This window comes from Rhodanobacteraceae bacterium (assembly GCA_024234055.1).
GTDB lineage: Bacteria > Pseudomonadota > Gammaproteobacteria > Xanthomonadales > SZUA-5 > JADKFD01.
Window position 1 is genome coordinate 25,881 of the sequence record JACKOW010000006.1, and the last position, 21,179, is coordinate 47,059.

A 21,179-nucleotide genomic window follows, 5' to 3' on the forward strand; every position below is an offset into this window, starting at 1 on the left:
AGGTAGTGTTGGAGTGGAAGGTGAATGAGTCGCGCCTTGTGGTTTCTGTGCTGGATGATGTCGCCGCTGATGGCCGCTGAGTTGCCGAGCAGTGCCCGGGCGGTGCAGGCTGAGCAGCGTGTGCGGGCGGAGCTGGGTGCGCGGCTGTCGGATCTTGGGGCGTCGTGGGGGGCCCCGGTCTATCTGCGCATTTTCAAGGAGAGCCGGGAGCTGGAGTTGTGGGTGCAGGTGGGCGAGGGCTATCAGCTGTTCCAGACCTGGCCGATCTGTACCTGGTCAGGTACTCTGGGACCGAAGTTGCGGCAGGGTGACTGGCAGGCGCCGGAAGGTTTCTATGCGGTGGCCGCCCGGCAGTTGAATCCGAACAGCCGCTTTCATCTGTCTTTCAATCTCGGCTATCCCAATGCCTACGACCGCGCCCATGGTCGCACTGGCGACTTCCTGATGGTGCACGGCAATTGCGTGTCGGTGGGCTGCTACGCCATGGGCGATGACGCCATCGAACAGATCTACACGCTGGTGGCGGCGGCCTTGGCGCAAGGTCAGGCCTTGGTGCCGCTGCATATCTTCCCCTTCCGCATGGAGGGCGATTGGGCGGCGGCCTACGCGAAGCACGAGTGGCTGCCCTTCTGGCGCGAACTGGAGCCGGCGTATCGCGACTTCGTGGCTGGCGGACAGCCACCCAGGGTGCGGGTGCAGGGAAAACGTTACGTGGTCGAGTGATTCGTAGGGAACCCGCCCAAGATCAGGCCCCGATCCTCGCGCCACGATCCCGCAGGCGGATTCCACCATCGAGGAAACGATGAGGCCATGAGCGGCCAACAGGCGGTGGAAACCGCCGGTGCCGCGGTGTCGCCTCATCAGATTGACTTCGCGGGCGGGTTCCACAACACATGGCCTCGCGGCAGGGCGTTCAATGCAGTCCCACGACAACCAAGCCAAGCAGAAGCAGCGGAGCAAGCTCCGCTCTACGAATGCGCCCCCGTTCGACCCGAGGTTGCGCGAAAATGCTCCGGCTTTCGAGCTTTTCCCTCTTCCTTTTTCCTTTTTCCTTTTTCCTTTTTCCCTTTTCCCGCTCCTGACCGTGCTCATCGCCCTCAACAAGCCTTACGACGTGCTTTGCCAGTTCACCGATCCGCAGGGGCGGGCGACGTTGGCGGACTACGTGTCGGTGCCGGGCGTCTACGCCGCCGGTCGGCTGGATCGCGACAGTGAGGGCTTGTTGCTGCTCAGCGATGAGGGTCCGCTGATCCAGCGCATCAGTCACCCGCGGCACGCACTGGCCAAAGTGTATTGGGCGCAGGTGGAGGGCGTTCCCGATGTGCAGGCACTCCAGCAACTGGCGCGTGGGGTACTGTTGAAGGATGGAATGACTCGACCGGCACAAGCGCGCCTGCTGGTTGCCGAGCCGCCGGACTTGTGGCCGCGTGATCCACCGATCCGCTATCGAGCGCAGATTCCCACGGCCTGGATGGAACTGACGCTGCGTGAGGGCCGCAATCGACAGGTGCGGCGGATGACGGCGGCTGTGGGCCATCCCACCCTGCGTTTGATACGGGCGGCGATTGGCGCCGTCACGCTGGGGGGACTGGCGCCGGGACAGTGGCGGGCGATGGATGAGCGAGTCTTGTTTCGTTGACGACATGGCGTCGCGAAGTCCCCACGGAACCCGATGATCTGCGACACACCGAGAGCCGTCGGTTAAACGGATGTATGCACAGCCTTAACGGAACGTCGACGGCGGTTGCACTCAGTCGCGATCGGCAGGATTCTTGTGACTACGACGACCTTCGTTGGCGGGGCTGCTCATGCGCAATTTGATGAAACTGATGTTGGCATCGGCCTTGGTGACGGCTGCAGCCTGCGCGCTGATCCAGCCGCAGCTGGGCCTGCAGGCCATACCCAAGCCACAGCACGAGCGCCCGGATGCGCCGGGTCAGCGGGCGGCCTTCGACAACGCCCGCCGCTTGCCGCCGGGAGCCAGCGCGATCAATCCGGCCTGGTATGCGGCGGCCGAGGCACAGGCTCGCCGCTTGCCCAGCTTCAGCACCGAAGCCGGTCGTTTTGTCACCGGTGAGAAGACCTCGCCGCGCTGGCAATGGCTGGGCCCCAGCAATGTCGGCGGACGCACGCGTACGCTGGTGTTTGACCCGCGTGATCCACAGCGCATGCTGGCCGGTGGAGTTTCCGGGGGCATCTTCGAAACCACCAATGGTGGCGTGTTCTGGAACTCTCTGAACGACGATGCCGCCAACATCAATATCGGTGCCCTGGTCTTCGACCCGGTGACGCCCGATACCATCTATGCCGGCACCGGCGAACTCTATCGCAACAACGAACGCCCCTTTGCGGCGATGTGGGGGCAGGGCATCCTGCGATCCACCGACAACGGCCAGAGCTTCCGCCAACTGGTCGCCACCGCCAATGACAATTTCCGCTACGTCTCCGATCTGGTGATCAGTCCGCTCGATCATCGGCGCATCTACGCCGCGACCAACACCGGCGTCTGGCGCTCGGACGATGGCGGCAACAACTTTGTGCAGATCCTGAGGCCGGTCGATGCCGGCGGCGGGCTGCTGTACGAGGGCTGCACCGATCTGCAACTGCTGCCGGGCAGCGACGCTTTGCTCGCCAGCTGTGCCTCGCGTTCAGAGGACGACCGCTACTGGCTGCCCAACACCGTCGTGCCGCCGGCCTGCAACGGTCCCTGCCCGGCCACGGTTTTCCGCACTGATGACGCCACCGGCACGCCGGGTTGGCAGGTGGTGCTGAGCGAGAACGGCATGGGTCGCACCTCGCTGGCGCTGGCGCCATCGAATCCGAACATCCTGTACGCACTGGCTGCCAGCACCGTGCCGGGCCCGGATCGCAACAATGATGGTCGCGGCGATTACGACAACGGTCTGCACGCCGTGTTCCGTTCCAACGATGGCGGGCGCACCTGGGAAGCGCGCGTGCGCAACAGCTCGGCCGATGTGCTCTCCACCTATCTGCTCAGCTACGCCGATGGTTTCGAGGCCGTGCGCTGCAATTTCGGCAGTTTCGATGCCTACAGCGCGGGCTGGTACAACCAGGCCATCGCCGTCAATCCACTCAATCCAGACAGCGTGTGGGTGGCCGGCATGGAACTGTATCGCTCCGACGACGGCGGTCGCAGCTTCGGCAAGGCCTCGTACTGGTGGCTGGATGGCGTTCATCCCGGCGGCGTCCACGCCGATCAGCACTCGCTGCACTTTCATCCCAACTACGGGCAGGGCACGCGCCGACTGTACACCACCAACGACGGCGGCGTGGCTTACACCAACGCTGATACGGCACCGGTCAATCGCGCCGCCAACGCAGCTTGTACGCCCAACAACGGCGGCGTGAGCTGGACCACGATCGAGGAAGGTCTGGGCTCCGTGCAGTTCTATACCGGCACCGTCAATGATCAGGGTACGGTCTGGATGGGCGGTGCCCAGGACAACGGCACCTTGCTGCAGAGCACCTTCTCCAGCGGCAACATCTTCAGCGAGATCTTCGGTGGCGACGGTGCCAGCGTGGCCATCGATCCGCGCAGCGAGAACACGCTGTACGTGAGCTATCAGAACGTCAACATCCATCGCTCGATCAACGGTGGGAACTTCGTCAGGGCCACCAACGGCATCGTCGACAACACCGTGTTCATCATGCCTTTCGTGCTCGACACGGCGAATCCTGATCGACTCTATGCCGGCGGTTCGCGGCTCTGGCGCACCAACGACCAGGGCCGCAACTGGGTGCCCGCCAGCGTATCGCTGGGCGGCTTGTTCACCGACTGGATCTCGGCCATCGGCCTGTCACCCACCGATCCCAATCGCATCCTGATCGGCAACCAGCACGCCATCTATCGCAGCAGCAATGCCGCCAGCAGCAACGGCAGCAGCGTCTTCGCCAGTGTCTCCCCGCGGATCGGTTGGGTGTCATCGCTGGGCTTCGATCCGGTCGATGCCAATATCGCCTACGCCACCTATTCCACCTTTGGCGGTCACCACGTGTGGCGCAGCAACGACGCCGGCGCCAGTTGGACGGCCATCGACGGCGAAGGCGACGGCGCCCTGCCGGACGTGCCGGTGCACCATCTGGTGGTCGATCCCAACGACCGCCAGCGCCTCTATATCGGCACCGACATCGGTGTGTTCGTCACCCTCGATGGCGGCGCCAACTGGGCCCGCGAGAACGGCGGCTTCGCCAATGTCATCGTCGAGCGCCTGGCCATCGCCAAACAGCCACAAAGCGGTGTGCCCGAGCTCTATGCCTTCACCTACGGACGCGGCGCCTGGCGCGCGCCGCTGGTGGATTTCGATGGTGTGCCTGACTATGAAATCGGCGCCGACATCTCCGGCGCCTTCTTCGATCCGACCCAGGACGGCCACGGCTGGTTCATCGAAGCCACCAGCATCGACGGCGTGCCCGGCGTGGTGGCCACCTGGTACACCTACCTCAATGGCGAGCTGGTGTGGATGGTCGGCACCGCGCCGGTGGATGGCCATAGCGCGCGGGTGCCGCTGGCGATCACCCAGGGTGGCGGATTCCCACCCAATCACGATCCAGCCCAGGTGCAACTACAGCCCTGGGGCGAAGTGCTGCTGGATTTCAGCAGCCGCGATCAGGGCACGGCCACGTGGACCACGAACATGCCCGGCTTCAGCAACGGCAGCATGGCGCTGAGCCGCATCAGCCGACTCAGTGGCAGCGTCAGCTCCGCCAGCGCCGGGCTCTCGGCCTGCCACAGCGGCACCTGGTACAACGCTGGCCAGAATGGCCACGGCCTGCAAGTGCAGATGATCGGTGCCCCTGGCAGCCAGCAGCTGGTGGTGATCTGGTTTGCCTATCTCAACGGCCAGCAGCGCTGGCTGCTGGGCGTGGGGCCGGTGGTCGGCGATCAGGCCAATCTGGCCATGACCATCACCCGCGGCGCCCAGTTTCCGCCGAATTTCTCAGCTGGGGATGTGATCCGTGAGCCCTGGGGCACACTGAGTTTCCGCAGCCTCGACGGCCAGAACGCCCGCATTGAGTGGAACAGCAGCTTGCCGGGCTACGGCAGCGGCGGCCTGAATCTGACCCGGCTGACGACCTTGCTGGGGAAGAGCTGTCCCTAGCACGGGGTGCGGGGCAGGGGGCAGGGGGCAGGGGGCAGGGGCCAACCTCGACGCATGATCTGACCATGCCGCGACGTGGGTCCCCTGCCCCTTTTTGATGCGCGAATAAGCACACCGCCAGGGGCGACCGGGACTTTAACAGAACATGCCGTAACATATTGATTTGCATAATAACAAAACAGCGGTTTGGGGCAGAAGTCCGGCATTCCCGGGCGGTCCGATTGTGCAGCAAGGCTGGGCCCCCGCCCCCCGCCCCCGTTGCCCCGTGCCCTCTCGTTCGATGCGCGAATCAGAGCTCCGCAGTCGCCACTCCGATCACGCGCCCATGGCCACGCCCGCCACCCCAAGCCACGTCGCGGCAGTTCAGGCCTTATGATCGGACGCACGCGCCGAGACTGATCCGGCCCGTGCTTCCTGCAGCCCGAAGGCCTGACCACCCGATGACTCTGCCGCAACTGCCACTGCCCTGGTTGATGACCGCTGCCGTGGTCCTTGGCGTGGGCGCCCAATGGCTGGCCTGGCGTATGCGCCTGCCAGCCATCGTGCTGCTGCTTGGCATCGGCATCATCGTCGGGCCGGTCTTGGGCCTGCTCAATCCGGACCATCTACTGGGTGAAGCCCTGTTTCCGATCGCCTCGCTGGCGGTGGCGATCATCCTCTTCGAGGGCGCGCTGACATTGCGTATCGAGGAAATCCATGGTCTGCGCGGACCGATCTGGAATCTGGTCAGCATCGGCGCGCTGCTCAACCTGGTGCTGATCGCGGCGGCTGCGCATCTGTTCCTGAAGGCACCGGTGCCGATGGCCCTGCTGATCGGCGCCATCTGCAGCGTCACCGGACCGACCGTGGTCGGACCGATGCTGCGCGCCATCCGGCCACGGCCCAGCGTCGACAAGGTGCTGCGCTGGGAGGGCATCATCATCGACCCGATCGGCGCGGTGCTGGCGGTGCTGGCGCTGGAACTGGCGCTGAGCGGCTACGGCGACACCATCTGGTGGCAGCTGGGACGGCTGATGCTGGTCGGCAGCGCTTTCGGCTTTGCCTTTGCCTGGGCCATTGGCATCTGTCTGCGCAGGCACTGGATACCCTGGTATCTGCGCAGCGCGGTGATCCTGGCGGCGGTGCTGCTGGCCTTCACCTGTTCCAATGAGATCGCCCACGAATCCGGGCTGCTGACCGTGACCATCATGGGGGTGGTGCTGGCCAACCTGCGCGACGTCGATCTCGAGGACGTGCTGCACGTCAAGGAAACCCTGACGGTGATGCTGGTCTCGCTGCTGTTCATCCTGCTGGCGGCGCGACTGGATGTGTCCAGCTTCGAGCGTCTGGGCTGGGGTCTGCCGCTGTTTCTGCTGGTGGTGCTGTTCATCGCCCGCACCGTCGCCGTCTTTCTGAGCACGCTGGGCTCCAGGCTGGACTGGAAGGAAAGGACACTGATCGCCTGGATGGGTCCGCGCGGCATCGTCGCCGCGGCCGTCGGTTCGCTGTTCGCCCTGCGCCTGGAAAGCGAGCAGGTGCCCGGCGGCGAGCTTCTGGTGCCGGCCGTGTTCAGCGTGATCATCGCCAGCGTGCTGCTGCAGAGCTTCACCGCGCGGCGCCTGGCACTGCGTCTGGGCTTGGCCGAAGCCGTTCCCAAGGGCGTGCTGCTGGTCGGCTCCTCACACTTCGCCTGCGCCTTCGGTCTGGCCCTGAAGGCTCGTGGCTTCCGAGTGCTGATGGCCGACGTCAACTGGGATTCCCTGCGCAAGGCGCGGATGCAGGGGCTGGATACCTATTTCGGGCGGATCGTCTCCGAACATGCAGACAAGCATCTGGATACCAGCGGCGTCGCCAAACTGTTTGCGCTGGCCAGCCGGCCCAACCAGAACGCGCTGGCCTGCCTGCATTTCAAGAGCGAATTGGGCACCGATGGCGTGCTGGCCTTGCGTACGGCCGAAGACAAGGGTCACAGCAAGGGCACGCTGGCCGGCAATTTGCGATCACCGTGGTTGTTTCGCAAGGATGTCACCCATGCCTCGCTGGAAGAGCTGATCGACCAGGGCGCGCGCATCCGCGGCCACAAGATCAAGGAAAACTTCGGATTGAAGGAATTCCGAATCCGCTTTCCCGACGCGCTTGGCCTGCTCGCCATCAGTCCCAGGCAGCAGCTGCTGGCCTTCACGCACCAGGGAGCACCGCCACTCAAGCCAGGTTGGGAATTGCTGGCCCTGCATCCCAAACCCGCCGACACCGATACCGCCATCGAAGTCGAAGCGTCAACGCCCTTCGACCCGGGCAAGGAACTGGTGGGGGATGAGCTGCTGCTGCCCAGGGAGGCCGCGGCGGACCATTAATACACGCCCCGCCCCTGCTGCGAGCGCAAGCTGCAGCTTTGGTCTACTTGAATTCGCCCGTGGCTTGACTCGGTGGAGTCGATTCCTGTTCCCAATCATTGGCATCGGTGGGCGCTGCTTTCGAAACCAGCCCAGACGCGTGTGGATGTGTCCGCCTGACTACCGTCGCCAGGACCGCGCTCGATTCCCTGATCTCCCACCAGCGCCAGACTCGGTACGCCAAACGACCCACCAGTACAATCAGCGCGATATAGCCTGCGCCGCTGCTGCCGAAAAAGGCCAGCCAGGAAAACGCGGCAATACCGAAATAGGTGTCGAGGACATCATCGGAGTCCAGAAACAGATCGACAGATCCTGGTGTGGTGGCTCGGGCGGCGATGATCTCCTGCGCCGTGGTGACCAGCCGCCAGCCCGTCACGAAAATCATGGTCAACGGCAGGAACCACTGTTCGAATATGGTCTTGCGAACGATGATCTCCATCGACTCCAGCGTCAGCCAGGTGGCAGGCAACAACACCAGCGTGCAAACCAGGGCGGCAATCAGGGTCCACAGGGGCTGCGGTCTGGGAAGCAGCAGACGGCGCCACGAACGACCACGCTCGATCTGGGTACAGGTGTCCAACAAGACCATCGCCCGATATTGGCGCGAATGACAGTAATGAATGGGGCGCTTCGCAAATGCATAGCGAAGCACGTCCAGCAACACCGTCAAGACGGCCAGAAAAACCAGGGCAGCCAGCAAAGCGCCCGGCGACCAGCCCATCCATGATCCGAAGGCCAGAAACAGAAATCCGCGCAATACCGCAAAGACCTTTCCACGGGCGCGTTTGAGACCCCGACCAAGGACATAGTTGAGTGCGCGCGGGCCATTGGTCGCGATGGAATCCCGGTCATCTTCGGTGATCGCCACCGTCGGGCGCGGTACCAACAGAGAGAGTGCACCCAATATCATTGGTATGGCTGTCGTTCTCGGCGAAAAGAGCTGGGACCGCTGAGTTTACAATACAGAACGCTCCCCGCCCGAACGATAAACCATTGCGAGCCGAGCATGCGATCGAAATCCGCCAGGGATGGGGCTCTATCGTCGATGGCCTCCGGCCTGCCGCCGCGTTGACCCTCTGCAGTCGCTGCGCCATGATGACCCGAAATCGCTGATCATCAGGCTGGAGGTATGGGTGCAAATCGGCAAGTTCGAGCGCAGCCGCCTGGTCATGTTCCTGTCGGCGGACGTGGTGGGTTCCACTGCCTTCAAGGCCGCGGCGCAGAGCGAAACCGGTCCGGACTCGTGGCTAGGGGCTTTTGAGACACTGTTTCGCGAACTACCGCTGATCTTTATCGGTCATCTGGCCCGGCAATTCATCGAGGAGGATGACCTGCCCGAGAGTGGCGTCTGGAAAGTCATGGGTGACGAAGTGGTATTTGCCGCCATGCCGCAGTCACTGGCACACGCGCAACTGATCACGGCGGCCTTCTGCGGCGCTGTGTCCAGCTACGACCAGCGGATCGCCGAGCGCTGGCCCTTGCGGATACGCGGCTGCTGCTGGGGCGCAGAAATCGGCGAACGCAACCGCGCCATCGAGATCCCGGAGATGCTCGGTGGCTCAGAGGACAGCCCCTATCTGGACTTCCTCGGTCCGGATATTGACATCGGCTTCAGACTGAGCGGGCACTCGCGTCCCGGCGAAGTCATCCTGTCGCCGAATCTGGCAGAAGCCTTTGCCGAGGAGCCTGATCAGCGCGATCTGCGCTTTCATTTCGTCGGTGAAGCCCCGCTCAAGGGCGTTTGCGCCGGTCAGCCTTTCCCCTTGGTACTGGTGTCGCTTGAATCGGCCGGTCAGACCGAATTCGCCATCACGGCAGCCCCGGATCTGGCCGCCAGATTGGCGGCCACACGCATCCGCATGCGGGATGAGCACGGCGCTTTCCCGGCACCGCCGGTCAGGCTCGATCAGGGCTGAGCGGCGCCGGACCTTCGCGGGTGCTTGGGTCAGACCGGTGCTTTGTGTCAAAGTGCGGTCTGGTCTGCATTTCGAGCGTTCTACGCCGGAGATGTCAGCTGAACAGAGGAAGTCAGCATGCAAATTGATCTGGTGCAGGAAGGCAATGTCACGGTGGTGGTGCCCATCGGGCGGATCGATTCGAACACCGCAGCGGAACTGGAGCGCGTCTGTGATGAGCAGATCGCTGCAGGACGGCGCAAGATCCTGCTGGATCTGGCCGGCATCGATTACGTCAGCTCGGCCGGACTGCGGGTGTTTCTGGTGGTTGGCAAGAAATTGCAACGCGAAGGTGGACGCGTTGCCCTGTGCTGCCTGACTCCGATGGTCAGCGAGGTGCTGGCGATAGCCGGCTTCGATCGCATTCTGACCACCGCCGGCAATCGCGGCGAAGGCCTGGCCAAACTGATCTAGTGCGGGCTAGCGCCTGCCGATCAGCACGCTGATGCCAGGTTGTGGATGCGCCAGCGACCACTGTCCGAGTGGTGCGGCGGATTGCGCGATGACCGCGTGGGGAAGAACCCCGTAGTTGAGAATGATGGTCGAGTCCCAGCCGCGTTCCACCACGCTGCGGATCAGACGATCATGAATGCCAGTGCGCTCGCCGCCGGGTGGAAAGGCGGAAAGCTGCGGCATCTGCAGGTAGTAGTTCTCATCGCGCTCGCCATCGTACAGATCCTCGGCACCGCCCCAGGGCGGATCGCCGAAGATGAGGTCCGGCGCCCGACGGGTGGCCGGCCAGGCGCTCAGATAGTCGCTCTGGACCAGGCCAATGTCGACGCCATGCAGTCGGGCGTTCTCGACGGCCAGCTCCAGCGCTGCCGCATCGATATCAATGCCGCTGACCGACCAATCCGGGTGCGCCAGCTTCACGGTGATGGCCAGGGTGCCAGCGCCCACACCGAATTCCAGGATCTGCGGCACCCGACCCTGCGCCGCAAACCCGCGCCCCTGCTCCAGGACCACTTCAGTCAGCCACCAGGTTTCCGGATCGGTGATGAAGGCCCGCGGGTCGATGTGAAAACGGCGACCACCGAAGCTCAGGAAACCGGCCGCGTAGGCCGGTGCCTCGCCTGCCTCCACTCGTCGGCGCAAGCTATCCAGCTGATCCGGATCACCGCGGGCCGCCAGCTGCAGCAGTTCATCGCCGACCGGATCGGCTGGCCGACTCATGTCTTCCCGGGCAGGATGCGCAGTGCCATCACGGTGATGTCATCCGCCTGATGGTGGCCCTCGGCGAAGTCGAAGACACTCTGCATGCTGGTTTCCACCCAGACCATCGCCCGCTCATTGGCATCGATCGCGCTCAACACCCGTTCCAGGCGCTCGTCGGTATAGAAGCTCTGGTCGGCTGCAATGGCCTCGGTAACGCCATCGGTATAGAGGAACAGCACATCGCCCGCTGCCAGCGTGGTCCGATAGATCGGGTAACTGGCGCCGGACATGATGCCCAGAGCCACGCCGCCGTCGAAGGCCATCATCTCTGGCTTGCCGCCAGCCCGGCGCAGGAAGGGGTGATTGTGGCCGCCATCGGAATAGACCAGTTCACCGGTGCGCACGTTGAGGATGCCGAGGAACAGAGTCACGAACTGACACATGGCATTCTGCGGAATCAGCAACTCGTTGGTCTGCCGCAGGATCTCGTCCGGCCGGCCGATATGCTCTGCCGTTGAGCGCGCACGCAGCACCGAAATCACGACGGTCATGAACAGCGCTGCCGGCATGCCCTTGTCGGAGACATCGCCGATGGCGAAGCAGAGATGGTCGTCATCGAGGTAGAAGTAGTCGTAGAGATCGCCGCCGGCTTCCTTGGTCGGCTTGATGGCTGCCGACAGATCCACGCCCAGGCGGCCGTCGTCATGCAATCGTGGCTTGAAGCCCTGCGGCAGCATGCTCAGTTGGATGTCGCCGGCGATGCGCAGCTCGTTGTGCAGACGTTCCTTGGTGGCCGTGGTCTCGGTCAGCTCGCGCAGATAGGTATTGAGCCGCGACTCCATGGAAATGAAGGAGCTGGCCAATTGTGCGATCTCGTCGCGACTCTGCGCTGGCATGGCACCAATCTGCCGGCGCAGCGGCAGGTCCTCCACCGGCTGAAAATCGGTGGCCGCCAGTTCCCGGGTGTAGTCCGCCAGCAGCGAGATCTTGGACGATAGTTTGGTGCCAATGTAGAAGCTGAACAGGAAAACCACGAAGAAGCTCAGGAAGCCGATGAGGATCGATTTGCGCAACGATTTGTCGAGTTTTGCGATCAATGCATCGATGGCCAGATCGGCACCGACGATGTAGCGAGTGCCCTTGGCCGTGATCCCTGGCTTGAACAGCGAATAGACCCGCCCCCACTCGTCGTTGACTTCGTCATAGATCGGCTGCTGGGTGTTCCAGGCCAGCTCGAGCTTGGGCTGTATGTACTCCTGCCAGTAGGCGGCATAGCTGTTGTCCTTCAGCTCCTCGGGCGTGGCATTGGAGGAGGTGGTGAAGAACACGCCATCGCGATAGGTATAACTGTAGAGGTACTTGAGACCGATATCGGAGCAGTACCTGGAGAGTTGATCCACCAGCTTCCGATATTCCTCCGGAGACACCGCAGTGGAACTCACGGCGCGATCGAAATAGCCGGGCGGCAGCATGTCCGGCAATGCCCGCGCGGCAGCCGCCAGTTTCTGCTCGACACCGGCAATGATGCTCTGCTTTTCCGCCAGATAATGGTTGGCGGCAAAGATCGCCGTGCCCAGGATGTTGAAGATCGTCAGGCCGACGATGATCTTGAAGCGCAGTCCGAATCGGATGCGTTCGGCTGCGGCAGTGGCGGGCGTAGGCTTGTCGGTCGCACTCATGAACTTCGCTCGCTTGCAGGGGCGCTCTTGAGATCGCACAGCACCAGTATGCCGCTGAATCGCGCTGCCATGAGTCCGGCGAGCTCATCGGCCACCTGTTCCAGCATCCGATCCGGAAACTGCTGGGAATAGGCGAGCGCCATGCTGGCGGCGTTGTCATCCAGCGTACCAAATATCAACCGTCCCCGGACCGAAGTCCACGGTCCCAATGAGGCCCCGTCGGGCGCCAGTTCGGCCAGGCGGGCACTGTCGCCATCGGCCGCAATTTCCACGATCTGCAGGCGATCGCAGGGAAAATCGGCCAATGCCTGTTCCCAACTCAGGTTGTGCATGGGATCTACAGCGGCGCCCAGCAAGTAGTCGCGGGCGGCATCGGCGTGGATCAGTTCCTGCAGCGGCGAGGGCAGCGTCGCATTGTTGCGAGTACGACCGAGCACCAGCACCCAGCCACTCGCACTCTCGCGCCAGCCACAGAAATCCGAAATTCCGGTGGCACCCAGGCGCCGGAAGGCGTAGCTGGCGGGCCCCAATTGCGCTGGCAGCGGATGCTCCAGATAGTTGCGATAACCCAGCGCCAGCTCACTCTGGCCGGGCAGCAACTCGGCTCTGAAGAAGGCGCGGCGGGTTTGATGACTTTCGTCGGCAAGCAGACTGGTCATCGTCAGCAAGGTACCACCCAGATCGTTCAATTCGCGGATGCGTCCCGGCGGCAATTGGGTTCTATAGCGGCCATGGGTGGCCTCCTCGGCCGCTGCGGTGAGTGCGCCCAGTTCACGGCGGGCCACGCGGGTGATCAGTTCGGCGGCGCCAATGCCCGCCAGCAGCAGCGCCAGCAGCAGGCCGATGAGGCGCAAGCGCAACGATGCCATGGCTTCGCGGAAACCGGTTTCACGTTCCGAGACGGCGACAACAGCGCGCACGCTGCCATCTGCAGCACGCACCGGGGCATAGCCCACGATCAGATCCCAGCTCTCCTCGCGCTGCGGAACAAAAGTCCAATCGAGCTCACCCTGCAAAAGTTGGCGGCTGATCTCTGCCGTTGGTGGTGGCGGCTGCGGCACGAACACCACCTGCGCGGAGAACAGATCGCGCGGGCGCCATTGGTCCTGCCCCTCCGGATCGAACCAGCGTACGCTCAGTCCGCCCAGGCGCTGGCTGTAGCGCTTGAGCAGGGCTGGGCGCTGGTCCTCGGGGCCCATCACATCCCAGAAGCCGGCCACACTGGCGGCCACGCCCTGGGCCCGTTCGCGCAGCCCCCAGCGCAACTCGTTGCGCTCCATCGTGTACACCAGCAGGCTGTTGACCAGCCCGAGGCCCACGAACAGCGGCAAGATGGCCAGGTAGTAGCGGATACGCAGCGTCATGAGCGGGCTTCGCCCGAATAGTCGACGCCCAGCAGCGGCATGCGGAAGAACCCGGCCAGCAGCAGCGGACATTCGTTGATCACCGTGAAGAACTTGCCGCGCGGCAGCGATAGCGCCAGATAGCCTTCAGGGCCAGCGGTGATGGCAAACGGGGCAGCCTTGCCGGTGAGCAGGATGGTGGTGCCGACGACCGGCTGCATTTCGGTGCCGTCCGGCCCCACGGCTGATCCTGACACCCTCACATACAGGCGGTTGATCACCCCGCCCTCCTCGCAGATCAGGTGGCCAGGCTTGAAGCGGTGTACGGCCATGGCCGCGGCGATGGTCAGCAGCTCTTCCGAGCGCAGCGCCGAGAACGGCGGCACCGCGTGCAGGGCCAGCAATTTTTCCGCCAGGGTCATCATGCGGTTGCTCCTGCGGTGGCCATGGTCCCACCAATCACGCAGTAGTCGTGCCAGTACAGGCGCTGACCGGGCGCCAGCAGCAGGCTCATCGAATCGGTGCAGTCCAGCCAGCGCTCGCTCCCGTCGGCTTCCAGCAGGCGCAGGCGGAATGGCCCGTGGCAACGGATGGCGAGGCTGCGCCGCACAGGTTCCCAGCAGGCGGCACGGGCCAGGCTGGGGGTGTTGGTGAACAGCAGATCCAGGCCCCGCTCCGCCGTGTGATTCGTCAGCAGCACGCGGCTCTTCTCCTGCGTCAATACGCGTTGATGGCGCAGTTCGATGCTGTCCTTGCCCGCGTCGTCGACCAGCCACAACAAGGCTGCGTCACCCAAACCCACGCGGCCGGACTCGACCGGTTCACGCGAGCACTCGATGTCCAGGTTGGCATCGGCACCGCATTCGTTGCCGATATCGATCAGGGCATGCTCCAGGGCGATCAACTCGCGCCCACGGGTCAGCGCTCGCTGATAGGTCTCCGACTGCCGCGCCTGCGCCGCCAGACGGCTGCTGAGCTCGTTCAGGCCCTGTGCCAGCTTGCCGATCTCGTCGCCGGCGGGATAGTCCACATGGGTGTCGTGATAGCCGGCGGCAATGCGCAAGGCCGAATCCTTGATGTTGCGCAAGGGGCGCATCAGGCTCTGCGACACCCGGTACGACACCGATCCTGCCAGCAGCAGCAGGCCGGCGCCGACAAAGAGCACCGCAAACAGCGCAAATCGGGTCTTGTCGCGAATCACGCCGATATCCACATCGGCCCCGGCCAGCGCCACGATCTTGCCACTGCTGCTGTAGATGGGTTCGGCCGAGACCTTGATCAGCCCCCATTCCTCCCACTCGCGGATATCGGATACGAAGGACTGTCCTCGGCTCTGTGCCAGGGTGACATCGGCGACCGAGTCTTCCGGAACCACATCCAGATAGCCCGGCGGCGAATGGTCATCACCGACCGAGCCATCGAGGATGTAGCGGATCTGGTCGGCGCCCAGATGCACTTCGGTGTAAAGGAAGGTCAGACCAGCTGCGACCCGGGTGTTCTGGTAGGCCGACACATAGCGCTGGAAGAAGGGGTGAGCTTCGCTGTAGTAGCCGGGTGCGAAGTTCTCGGTGAGGATGCCACTGTCTGGATTGACCGACAGCAGCGATTCGGCTGCCGCGTACAGCGTCCCGTCCACCCAGGCCAGCCCGCTCAGCTCGTAGCCGGCCGGGTTCAACGGCTGGCGCTGCAGCAACTTGCCCTGGGCATCGAACAGCAACAGGGCCTGCTCGTCGACCGCCAGGCCTGCAAACCGAGCCGGCGCAGGTGCCGGTGCCAGCGTGGCCACTTCCTGCGCCAGCGTCAGCGCCGGCACGTCGATGTCGACCCCCGACAGGGTCTGTCCATGGCGCGCCCACAAGGTTCCATCCAGATAGATCAGCTGATCGGCCGCCTCCGACATGGCCCGCAGCTCGGGGGCGGTCTGCTCCTCGGTCAGCGTCCATTCGTTGATCAGCTTGCCGTCGCTCGCCAGCAGCCAGACTCGGGGCTGTTCGCTGTCGCAGGCGATCGAAAGCCAATCGTTGTTGGCGAGTCGACGTTCCTCGATGGCGCCGCCATCCTCGGGATTGATGCGCAGCAACAGACCGCGCTCGGTGTCGAGCCCGTAGAGCTGGCCGTCGACGCCCGCGCAGATGGCCCCAACCTTGTAGGGACGCTGGAACTGGGCGTGGCCATCGCCGTCGGTGAACTCCGCCGCCCCGGCGCTCAGAGCTTCGAGCTTGCGGTCGAATCCGCGCAGGATGATGTCGTAGATCACCTGATAGACCGCCGCGCCCCAGATGGCGGTGGCAACGGCCAGAATGACCGTCATCGTCAGCAGGATCAGGGTCTGGAAATTGAAGGTCAGTTTCATGAGACCGCCGAGATGGTCTTGAACTGATACAGGCTGACGCCCATGGCCGGGAAGATTTCCAGCGCGCGCATGACCACGGCACCGGGCAACACCAACGCCCGACAACCGGCAGAGACGGCCCGCTCCTTGCGCGTCAGATCCCCCATCAACACGCGTTCGCCGAAAGTGGCACCGGCCGTGGCCTGGCGGACCACGCCGTTGCGGTGCACTTCGACTTCGCCTTCGGCGATGACGAACAACTCCTCGGTGGGGGTGTCCGTGTCGTAAACGATCTCACCCGGCGCCCAGCTGCGTTCGCTGGCGTGGGCCGCGAGATAGTCCAGCGCCAGGATGCGGGCATCACTGAAGAAACGTGCCCGCACCAGCGCCGCCACCCGGTCCACCGGATGTGCCTCCAGCTCCAGATTGATCGTGGACTGCGCGAAGCGCGGCAACAGGGCAACCAGCCAGTCGTTGATCCGGCCACCGTCGGGCTCGTCCAGACGCTGACGCAGCAGGCTCAGGCCACCCTCGATGTTGCGCTCCTGAAAGGCAATCAGCGCAGCCGAGGCCTCCAGCGCGATATTGCTGCGTGCGGCTCGCCGCAACACCGAATCGATCGGCTCGGCGCCGGCAACGCTCTCCTGCAGCCCCGACTCTGGCACCGTGGCCTCGATCAGCGCGCAGATGCGGCGGAACATCGCCCGCGAACAGCTCTGCTGGATGGTCTCGATGGCGTTGGCACGATCGCGTGGATTGGCAAAGGACAGCGAGGCCCGGATCAAATCGAAATCCGACAGCCGTCCGACCAGACTCAGCACTTCCAGCACAAACTCCAGCCCCTCGGCGGCGGCATCGCGATAGAAACGCGTGAGTACCGTCTGCCCGACGCCGGCGCCCGGATCCGCCATCAGCGCGCGATGCGAGATCACGGCCTGCTGGGCCCGGGTGAGCTCCTCCTCGATCAACTCATCGGTGATCAGCAGCAGCTGCGGCATCGCCAGGCGGCTGAGCGCGCGTACCGCGACACTGCGCGAATGGAAGGGCGCGGAAATATTGCGCAACAGGTGGATCACGCCGGGGATGGCTTTCAGACCCATGCCACAGATCAGCGCTTCCAGTCGGCGACTCTCGGAGGCCGAGAAATGCTCGGCCGCCCACAGCAAGGCCGGTATCGACGAGGTGTCGCTGATCTTCTCGGCAATCGCCAGGATCAACATGCGCTCTTCCGAGGAGGCTTCGGCCACCAGCGGCAACACGTGCGGCATCATGGCAGCTGTATCCGGCGATGCCAGCTTGCGCAGACTGCGCAAGGCCTCCAGACGCAGCGCCTCGTTGCCGTCGCTCAGAAAGGGCAACAGTTCCTTGGCGTGACGCGGCTGGTGGCAATCTCCAATCGCACGAATACCGAGGCGGCGGGATTCGTCGTCGCCCTCCAGCAGGCTGCCCACCTGTTCGATGGCCAGCGCCACCTCGTTGATGCGACTGCCATTCCAGCGAGCCACGGCAATGGCCGCCAGATGCGCCGGGTGGTCGGAGCGGCGCCAGTCCTGCAGACGCCGCATCGGGAAGGCGCCGGTCGAGGTGAACTCGTCGAGCACTTCCGGTTCATTCGGGCCATGGTCGCTTTCCAGCCACAGCAGGGTTTCGGCCAGGGCATCGGTGTTGCCGTGGGAGAGCAGCTCGGAAATGGCTGGCCGCAGCCGCTCGGCCTCCTCGGCGCTGGCAGTGGACAGGAAATTCAGCAGGGCCGCGCGGGCCGAGCTGTCCTGCAGACGCCAGAGCAGCTCCACCGCCAGCAGTTGCTCGCTGCGTCGGGCAGAAAAAGCCATCTTGCGCAGCTGGATGAAATCGGCATTGCTGAGGTGCAGCCGCCAGGCCTGTTCCGGATTGGCGAAATCGAGCCAGTCGGCGCGCAGGTTCACCGCCAGCGCGTGCACGTAGTTCTGGCGGATGAATGCGGCAATCACCAGCGCGCCGCAGGCGACCAGCAAACCGGCCAGCGCCAGATTGTCGGGATCGATGTGCGTGGCCGAATAGAACAGCAGCAGACCAGCGGTGGCACTGGCGGCGGGCTCGGCCAGGGCTTCGATGAAGGTTCGCAGCTGCCGTTTCACGCCGCCCGGCAGGGCGTTGTAAAGCAGGTTGATGTTGTTGAATTCAATCGCCACGAACAGGCTCTGATAGGCATAGAAAGCCACCAGCGCGGCGCCGAAGCCGTTGTGCAGATAGAAGAAGACGAAGGAGCCGAGATAAGCGAAGGGCACCACCAGTGCGGTACTGCCCACGCCCAGGCGGCCGACGATGCGGTTGAAGAAGAACAGATTGATCACCAGCGTCAGCGCGCCGGCCAGGGCATACAGACCACCCAGCAGCGAGGCCAGACCGTCGGCAGAGCGGTTCTCGGCAAACACCCCGAGCGTCAGGTATTCCAGACTGCTGGTCAGCGCCACCATGACGAAACAGATCATCGCCAGCGCCAGCGCAAAGCGTGAGCTTCTGAAGGTCTTGATGATGAAGGTGAGCAGTTCCGGCAGCGACAGCACTTCGTCGGACTGGGCGTCATCGGCGGAGATCGCGCGGAAGCGCCGCAGGATCACCAGCAGCACCGGGAAGGTCACCATGGCCACGATGGCCCAGACCAGGAACAGCTTGGGCGCCGGGACGATGCCGGACAGTCCCGTCACCAACCCGCCACCGAACATGGATCCGGCCGAACTGCCGGCGGCAATCAATCCGTACAGGCGCTTGCCGTCGAGGATCGAGAAATAGTCGTCGGCAAAGTTCCAGAACAGGGTGTACAGGGCAATGAACCACAGGCCCACGTAGAACTTGATGGCAAAGGGGAACCACCCGGTCTGACCGAAGTAGTCGCCGCCGAAACCGATCAGCAAGCCGCCGCCGACAATCACCGTCAGCGTGACCCGGAACAGCGCCCGGGTGCCGAGCTTGGCAATCAGCACCGAATACACCGGTGCGTACACCATCATGACCACCGGCATGAAGATGAACACCAGCGGCAACTTCTCGATGCCAAGCTGCGACAGGAACACCGAGTCTGCGGCAACGGTACCGATGGCCACGCCGGCTTGCAGCAGCCCCGCCAGCAGCGCGAACCACAACACCTTGCTGCCCTCATCGGGCAAGATCTGAAACAGACGGCGAAACTTGGACAGCATGCAGTTTCCGATTCTAGCCGCGGTGCTGCGGCGGTCTGCGCACGAGCAGCACATGGCTCACGTGCGTGTGTTCTTCGTCGCGGAAGCCCGGGTGCGGGGCCTCGCGCCACTCGCGGCGACCCGAGTGCACCACTTCAAAACCGGCATTCTCCAGCAGCAGCTGCGCGGCCTCGGGTTCGATGAAACGATAATAGTAAGTGCTCTGATAGAGAAAACTGTCGTCACCGATCTCGCGCATGTCCTGCCCGGCCACACCATCGTCATGACCCGGGATATTGCAGAGCAGCAGTCCGCCGGGTTTGAGCACATGGTAGAGCTCGGCCAGCACCGCCTCGGCATTGGGCAGGGTTTCGAACACGTCCAGCAGGGTGATGGCATCGAAGTGCTCACCCGGAAAGCCGGTGGCGGCCAGATCGCCCACGCGCAGCTGCAGCTGCGATCTCAGCGACGCCGGAATCTTCTCCAGCGCATGCGTGGACGCGTCCATGGCGTGCACTTCATCGGCTCCACAATCGAGCAGGAAGTGCAGGTTGCGGCCCTCGCCGACGCCGGCATCCAGCAGGCGCGAAGGTGATTTCAGGACCTGCCGGAATGCCTCGGCGAAACCGGCCAGGAAAGGCAGCGGCTCATGACCCCAGACCAGTTCGGCGGTCGAGGCGTAGAGCTCGTCCCAGGCACGCTGATTGGCGTCACTGATCTGCTCGACGTCGAAACCACCAGGTTGGATAGGGGGCAAGAGGTGCTCGGTCATTTCGTTCCGCAGGCAGTGCGCGCTGGCCATCGAGGCGCCGTAGCCGCCGGCGTTGAGGAAGCACAAGGTATCACCCTCACGCACCGCAGGCAGCGATTCATCCTCGGCCCACAGGTCCAGGGCCTCGTTGATGTTGCCGGCGATGGTGACACATTGCGGTGGCTCGGGTCGCAGCGTGGCCGGCGCAGGGATCAGAGGAAGGCGGTAATGCGCCGGTTCCGGATGGACGTTGAATCCGGCATTGACGCCGACGAAGAGTCGATCACCCTTGCGCTCCACCTGGGTGACTTCGGTCAGCAGGGCACCGGCATCCTTGACCAGATAGTCGCCCGGCTCAAAGCACAGCTTCAGCTTGCGATGGCCGAAGTAGCGGCGCACCAGCGCTGCCCACGCGGTCAGATCGAGTTCTTCGTCTGCCGCCACCAGGGGAATGCCGAGGCCGCCGCCCAGGTTGAGGGTCTTGATTTGCGGCGCCACCTCCAGAAACTCGCAGATGCGGGCAAAGACGCGCTCGACGGAGCCCAGTTGGGGCGTCAGGAATCCGCAACCGGCGTGGCAGTGCAGCCCGGTCAGATTCAGGCCAGAGCCGGCCGCCAGCTCGAGTGCCTCCTCGAAGCGATCGCGATAGACGCCGAACTTGCTGGCCTTGCTGCCGGAATAGCTGACCAGCTCGTTGTAGCCCAGCGCCGAGGCCGGATTGATGCGCAGCCCCAGCTCCCGCCCGGGGGACACTTCAGCGATTCGGCGCAGCTGGGTCAGCGAATCGGCATTGATCCAGATCTCCGGCCAGCCGGCGAGCGCCGCATAGTCTGCGCGGCTGAGGCAGCCGGCGGTAAAGGACAGCTGTCGGACCTCGAAGCCGTTGTTCAGGGCATGGCGGACCTCGCCCGGCGAGGTCACGTCCAGATCCAGTCCGAGTGCACGCAGGTGGGCCAGCAAGGGCGGGTAGCGATTGGACTTCATCGCGTACATCAGCCGCGTTGGCGCGCCGATGCTCTTCAGCGCCGTGCGCAGTCGGGCCACATTCTGGCTGACCCTGGCAGCACAATAGACATAGGCGGGTGTGCCGGTCGTCGCCACCAGCTCAGCCACCGGCCGCCCGGCCAGCCAGAGCTGGCCGGTCTGATCGTAGTGGCGATCAGGTCGCTCCCACCATGCCGTGACGCGTGTCTGGTTACCGTCCGCTTGCGGGTTTGCGCTAATGGCCTTGTGCCCTGTGCTTGGTTTCGCTGGGGTGCGTCGCCAGAATACTTGCGAGCACGTCTCAATCGACATTGTCGAGCGCTCTTT

Annotated in this window: 14 protein-coding genes; 6 read left to right on the forward strand and 8 right to left on the reverse strand. The window is 64.0% G+C overall.

What is annotated here, in order from left to right:
- The first annotated feature begins 24 nt into the window (after positions 1 to 24).
- The 4 genes from H7A19_11945 (at position 25) to H7A19_11960 (ending at position 7,453) form a co-directional block, all read left to right on the forward strand.
- The gene (locus H7A19_11945; protein MCP5475538.1) at positions 25 to 723 is read left to right on the forward strand and encodes a murein L,D-transpeptidase; all 699 of its coding nucleotides are present in this window, start codon (positions 25 to 27) and stop codon (positions 721 to 723) included.
- Between the two features lie 193 nt (positions 724 to 916).
- Positions 917 to 1,639, forward strand: a complete 723-nt coding sequence (locus H7A19_11950) for a pseudouridine synthase (protein MCP5475539.1) — start codon at positions 917 to 919, stop codon at positions 1,637 to 1,639.
- A 169-nt stretch (positions 1,640 to 1,808) separates the two neighbouring features.
- The gene (locus tag H7A19_11955) at positions 1,809 to 5,120 is read left to right on the forward strand and encodes a hypothetical protein (GenBank protein MCP5475540.1); all 3,312 of its coding nucleotides are present in this window, start codon (positions 1,809 to 1,811) and stop codon (positions 5,118 to 5,120) included.
- A 440-nt stretch (positions 5,121 to 5,560) separates the two neighbouring features.
- Positions 5,561 to 7,453 carry a sodium:proton antiporter gene (locus tag H7A19_11960; protein MCP5475541.1) on the forward strand — a complete coding sequence of 631 codons (1,893 nt, stop codon included), beginning with the start codon at positions 5,561 to 5,563 and terminating at the stop codon, positions 7,451 to 7,453.
- 43 nt (positions 7,454 to 7,496) lie between these two features.
- On the opposite strand, the gene H7A19_11965 is transcribed toward H7A19_11960, so the two are convergent.
- On the reverse strand, positions 7,497 to 8,363 hold the full coding sequence (locus H7A19_11965) for a hypothetical protein (GenBank protein MCP5475542.1): 867 nt from the start codon (positions 8,361 to 8,363) through the stop codon (positions 7,497 to 7,499).
- A 265-nt stretch (positions 8,364 to 8,628) separates the two neighbouring features.
- Here H7A19_11965 and H7A19_11970 point away from each other — a divergent pair, with 265 nt between their 5' ends.
- On the forward strand, positions 8,629 to 9,411 hold the full coding sequence (locus H7A19_11970) for a hypothetical protein (GenBank protein MCP5475543.1): 783 nt from the start codon (positions 8,629 to 8,631) through the stop codon (positions 9,409 to 9,411).
- A 117-nt stretch (positions 9,412 to 9,528) separates the two neighbouring features.
- Complete coding sequence (locus H7A19_11975) at positions 9,529 to 9,864, forward strand: STAS domain-containing protein (protein MCP5475544.1); 336 nt, start codon at positions 9,529 to 9,531, stop codon at positions 9,862 to 9,864.
- Between the two features lie 6 nt (positions 9,865 to 9,870).
- Here H7A19_11975 and H7A19_11980 read toward each other — a convergent pair whose 3' ends face one another.
- The 7 genes from H7A19_11980 to H7A19_12010 are packed head-to-tail and all read right to left on the reverse strand — an operon-like array spanning position 9,871 to position 21,164.
- A complete protein-coding gene (locus H7A19_11980) occupies positions 9,871 to 10,623 on the reverse strand; it encodes a methyltransferase (protein MCP5475545.1) in 753 nt (250 codons plus the stop codon).
- Positions 10,620 to 12,284: a SpoIIE family protein phosphatase gene (locus H7A19_11985; protein ID MCP5475546.1), complete on the reverse strand. Its 1,665-nt coding sequence runs from the start codon at positions 12,282 to 12,284 to the stop codon at positions 10,620 to 10,622. Before H7A19_11985 ends, H7A19_11980 begins: the two co-directional genes overlap by 4 nt.
- Positions 12,281 to 13,648 carry a hypothetical protein gene (locus tag H7A19_11990; protein ID MCP5475547.1) on the reverse strand — a complete coding sequence of 456 codons (1,368 nt, stop codon included), beginning with the start codon at positions 13,646 to 13,648 and terminating at the stop codon, positions 12,281 to 12,283. The genes H7A19_11985 and H7A19_11990 overlap by 4 nt, the downstream gene beginning before the upstream one ends.
- On the reverse strand, positions 13,645 to 14,052 hold the full coding sequence (locus H7A19_11995) for a Crp/Fnr family transcriptional regulator (GenBank protein MCP5475548.1): 408 nt from the start codon (positions 14,050 to 14,052) through the stop codon (positions 13,645 to 13,647). The genes H7A19_11990 and H7A19_11995 overlap by 4 nt, the downstream gene beginning before the upstream one ends.
- On the reverse strand, positions 14,049 to 15,980 hold the full coding sequence (locus tag H7A19_12000) for a HAMP domain-containing protein (GenBank protein ID MCP5475549.1): 1,932 nt from the start codon (positions 15,978 to 15,980) through the stop codon (positions 14,049 to 14,051). Before H7A19_12000 ends, H7A19_11995 begins: the two co-directional genes overlap by 4 nt.
- Positions 15,977 to 19,138, reverse strand: a complete 3,162-nt coding sequence (locus H7A19_12005; protein ID MCP5475550.1) for a cyclic nucleotide-binding domain-containing protein — start codon at positions 19,136 to 19,138, stop codon at positions 15,977 to 15,979. The genes H7A19_12000 and H7A19_12005 overlap by 4 nt, the downstream gene beginning before the upstream one ends.
- A gap of 13 nt (positions 19,139 to 19,151) precedes the next feature.
- Positions 19,152 to 21,164 (reverse strand): methyltransferase domain-containing protein, encoded by a 2,013-nt coding sequence (locus tag H7A19_12010; protein MCP5475551.1) that lies wholly within the window; start codon positions 21,162 to 21,164, stop codon positions 19,152 to 19,154.
- Positions 21,165 to 21,179: the final 15 nt, after the last annotated feature.

Excerpts from the sequence above, each read along its gene's own strand:
- H7A19_11945 (MCP5475538.1), top strand. The coding sequence starts at position 25 with ATGAGTCGCGCCTTGTGGTTTCTGTGCTGGATGATGTCGCCGCTGATG.
- H7A19_11950 (MCP5475539.1), top strand. The coding sequence starts at position 917 with ATGCAGTCCCACGACAACCAAGCCAAGCAGAAGCAGCGGAGCAAGCTC.
- H7A19_11955 (MCP5475540.1), top strand. The coding sequence starts at position 1,809 with ATGCGCAATTTGATGAAACTGATGTTGGCATCGGCCTTGGTGACGGCT.
- H7A19_11960 (MCP5475541.1), top strand. The coding sequence starts at position 5,561 with ATGACTCTGCCGCAACTGCCACTGCCCTGGTTGATGACCGCTGCCGTG.
- H7A19_11975 (MCP5475544.1), top strand. The coding sequence starts at position 9,529 with ATGCAAATTGATCTGGTGCAGGAAGGCAATGTCACGGTGGTGGTGCCC.
- H7A19_11980 (MCP5475545.1), bottom strand. The coding sequence starts at position 10,623 with ATGAGTCGGCCAGCCGATCCGGTCGGCGATGAACTGCTGCAGCTGGCG.
- H7A19_11985 (MCP5475546.1), bottom strand. The coding sequence starts at position 12,284 with ATGAGTGCGACCGACAAGCCTACGCCCGCCACTGCCGCAGCCGAACGC.
- H7A19_11990 (MCP5475547.1), bottom strand. The coding sequence starts at position 13,648 with ATGACGCTGCGTATCCGCTACTACCTGGCCATCTTGCCGCTGTTCGTG.
- H7A19_11995 (MCP5475548.1), bottom strand. The coding sequence starts at position 14,052 with ATGATGACCCTGGCGGAAAAATTGCTGGCCCTGCACGCGGTGCCGCCG.
- H7A19_12000 (MCP5475549.1), bottom strand. The coding sequence starts at position 15,980 with ATGAAACTGACCTTCAATTTCCAGACCCTGATCCTGCTGACGATGACG.
- H7A19_12005 (MCP5475550.1), bottom strand. The coding sequence starts at position 19,138 with ATGCTGTCCAAGTTTCGCCGTCTGTTTCAGATCTTGCCCGATGAGGGC.
- H7A19_12010 (MCP5475551.1), bottom strand. The coding sequence starts at position 21,164 with ATGTCGATTGAGACGTGCTCGCAAGTATTCTGGCGACGCACCCCAGCG.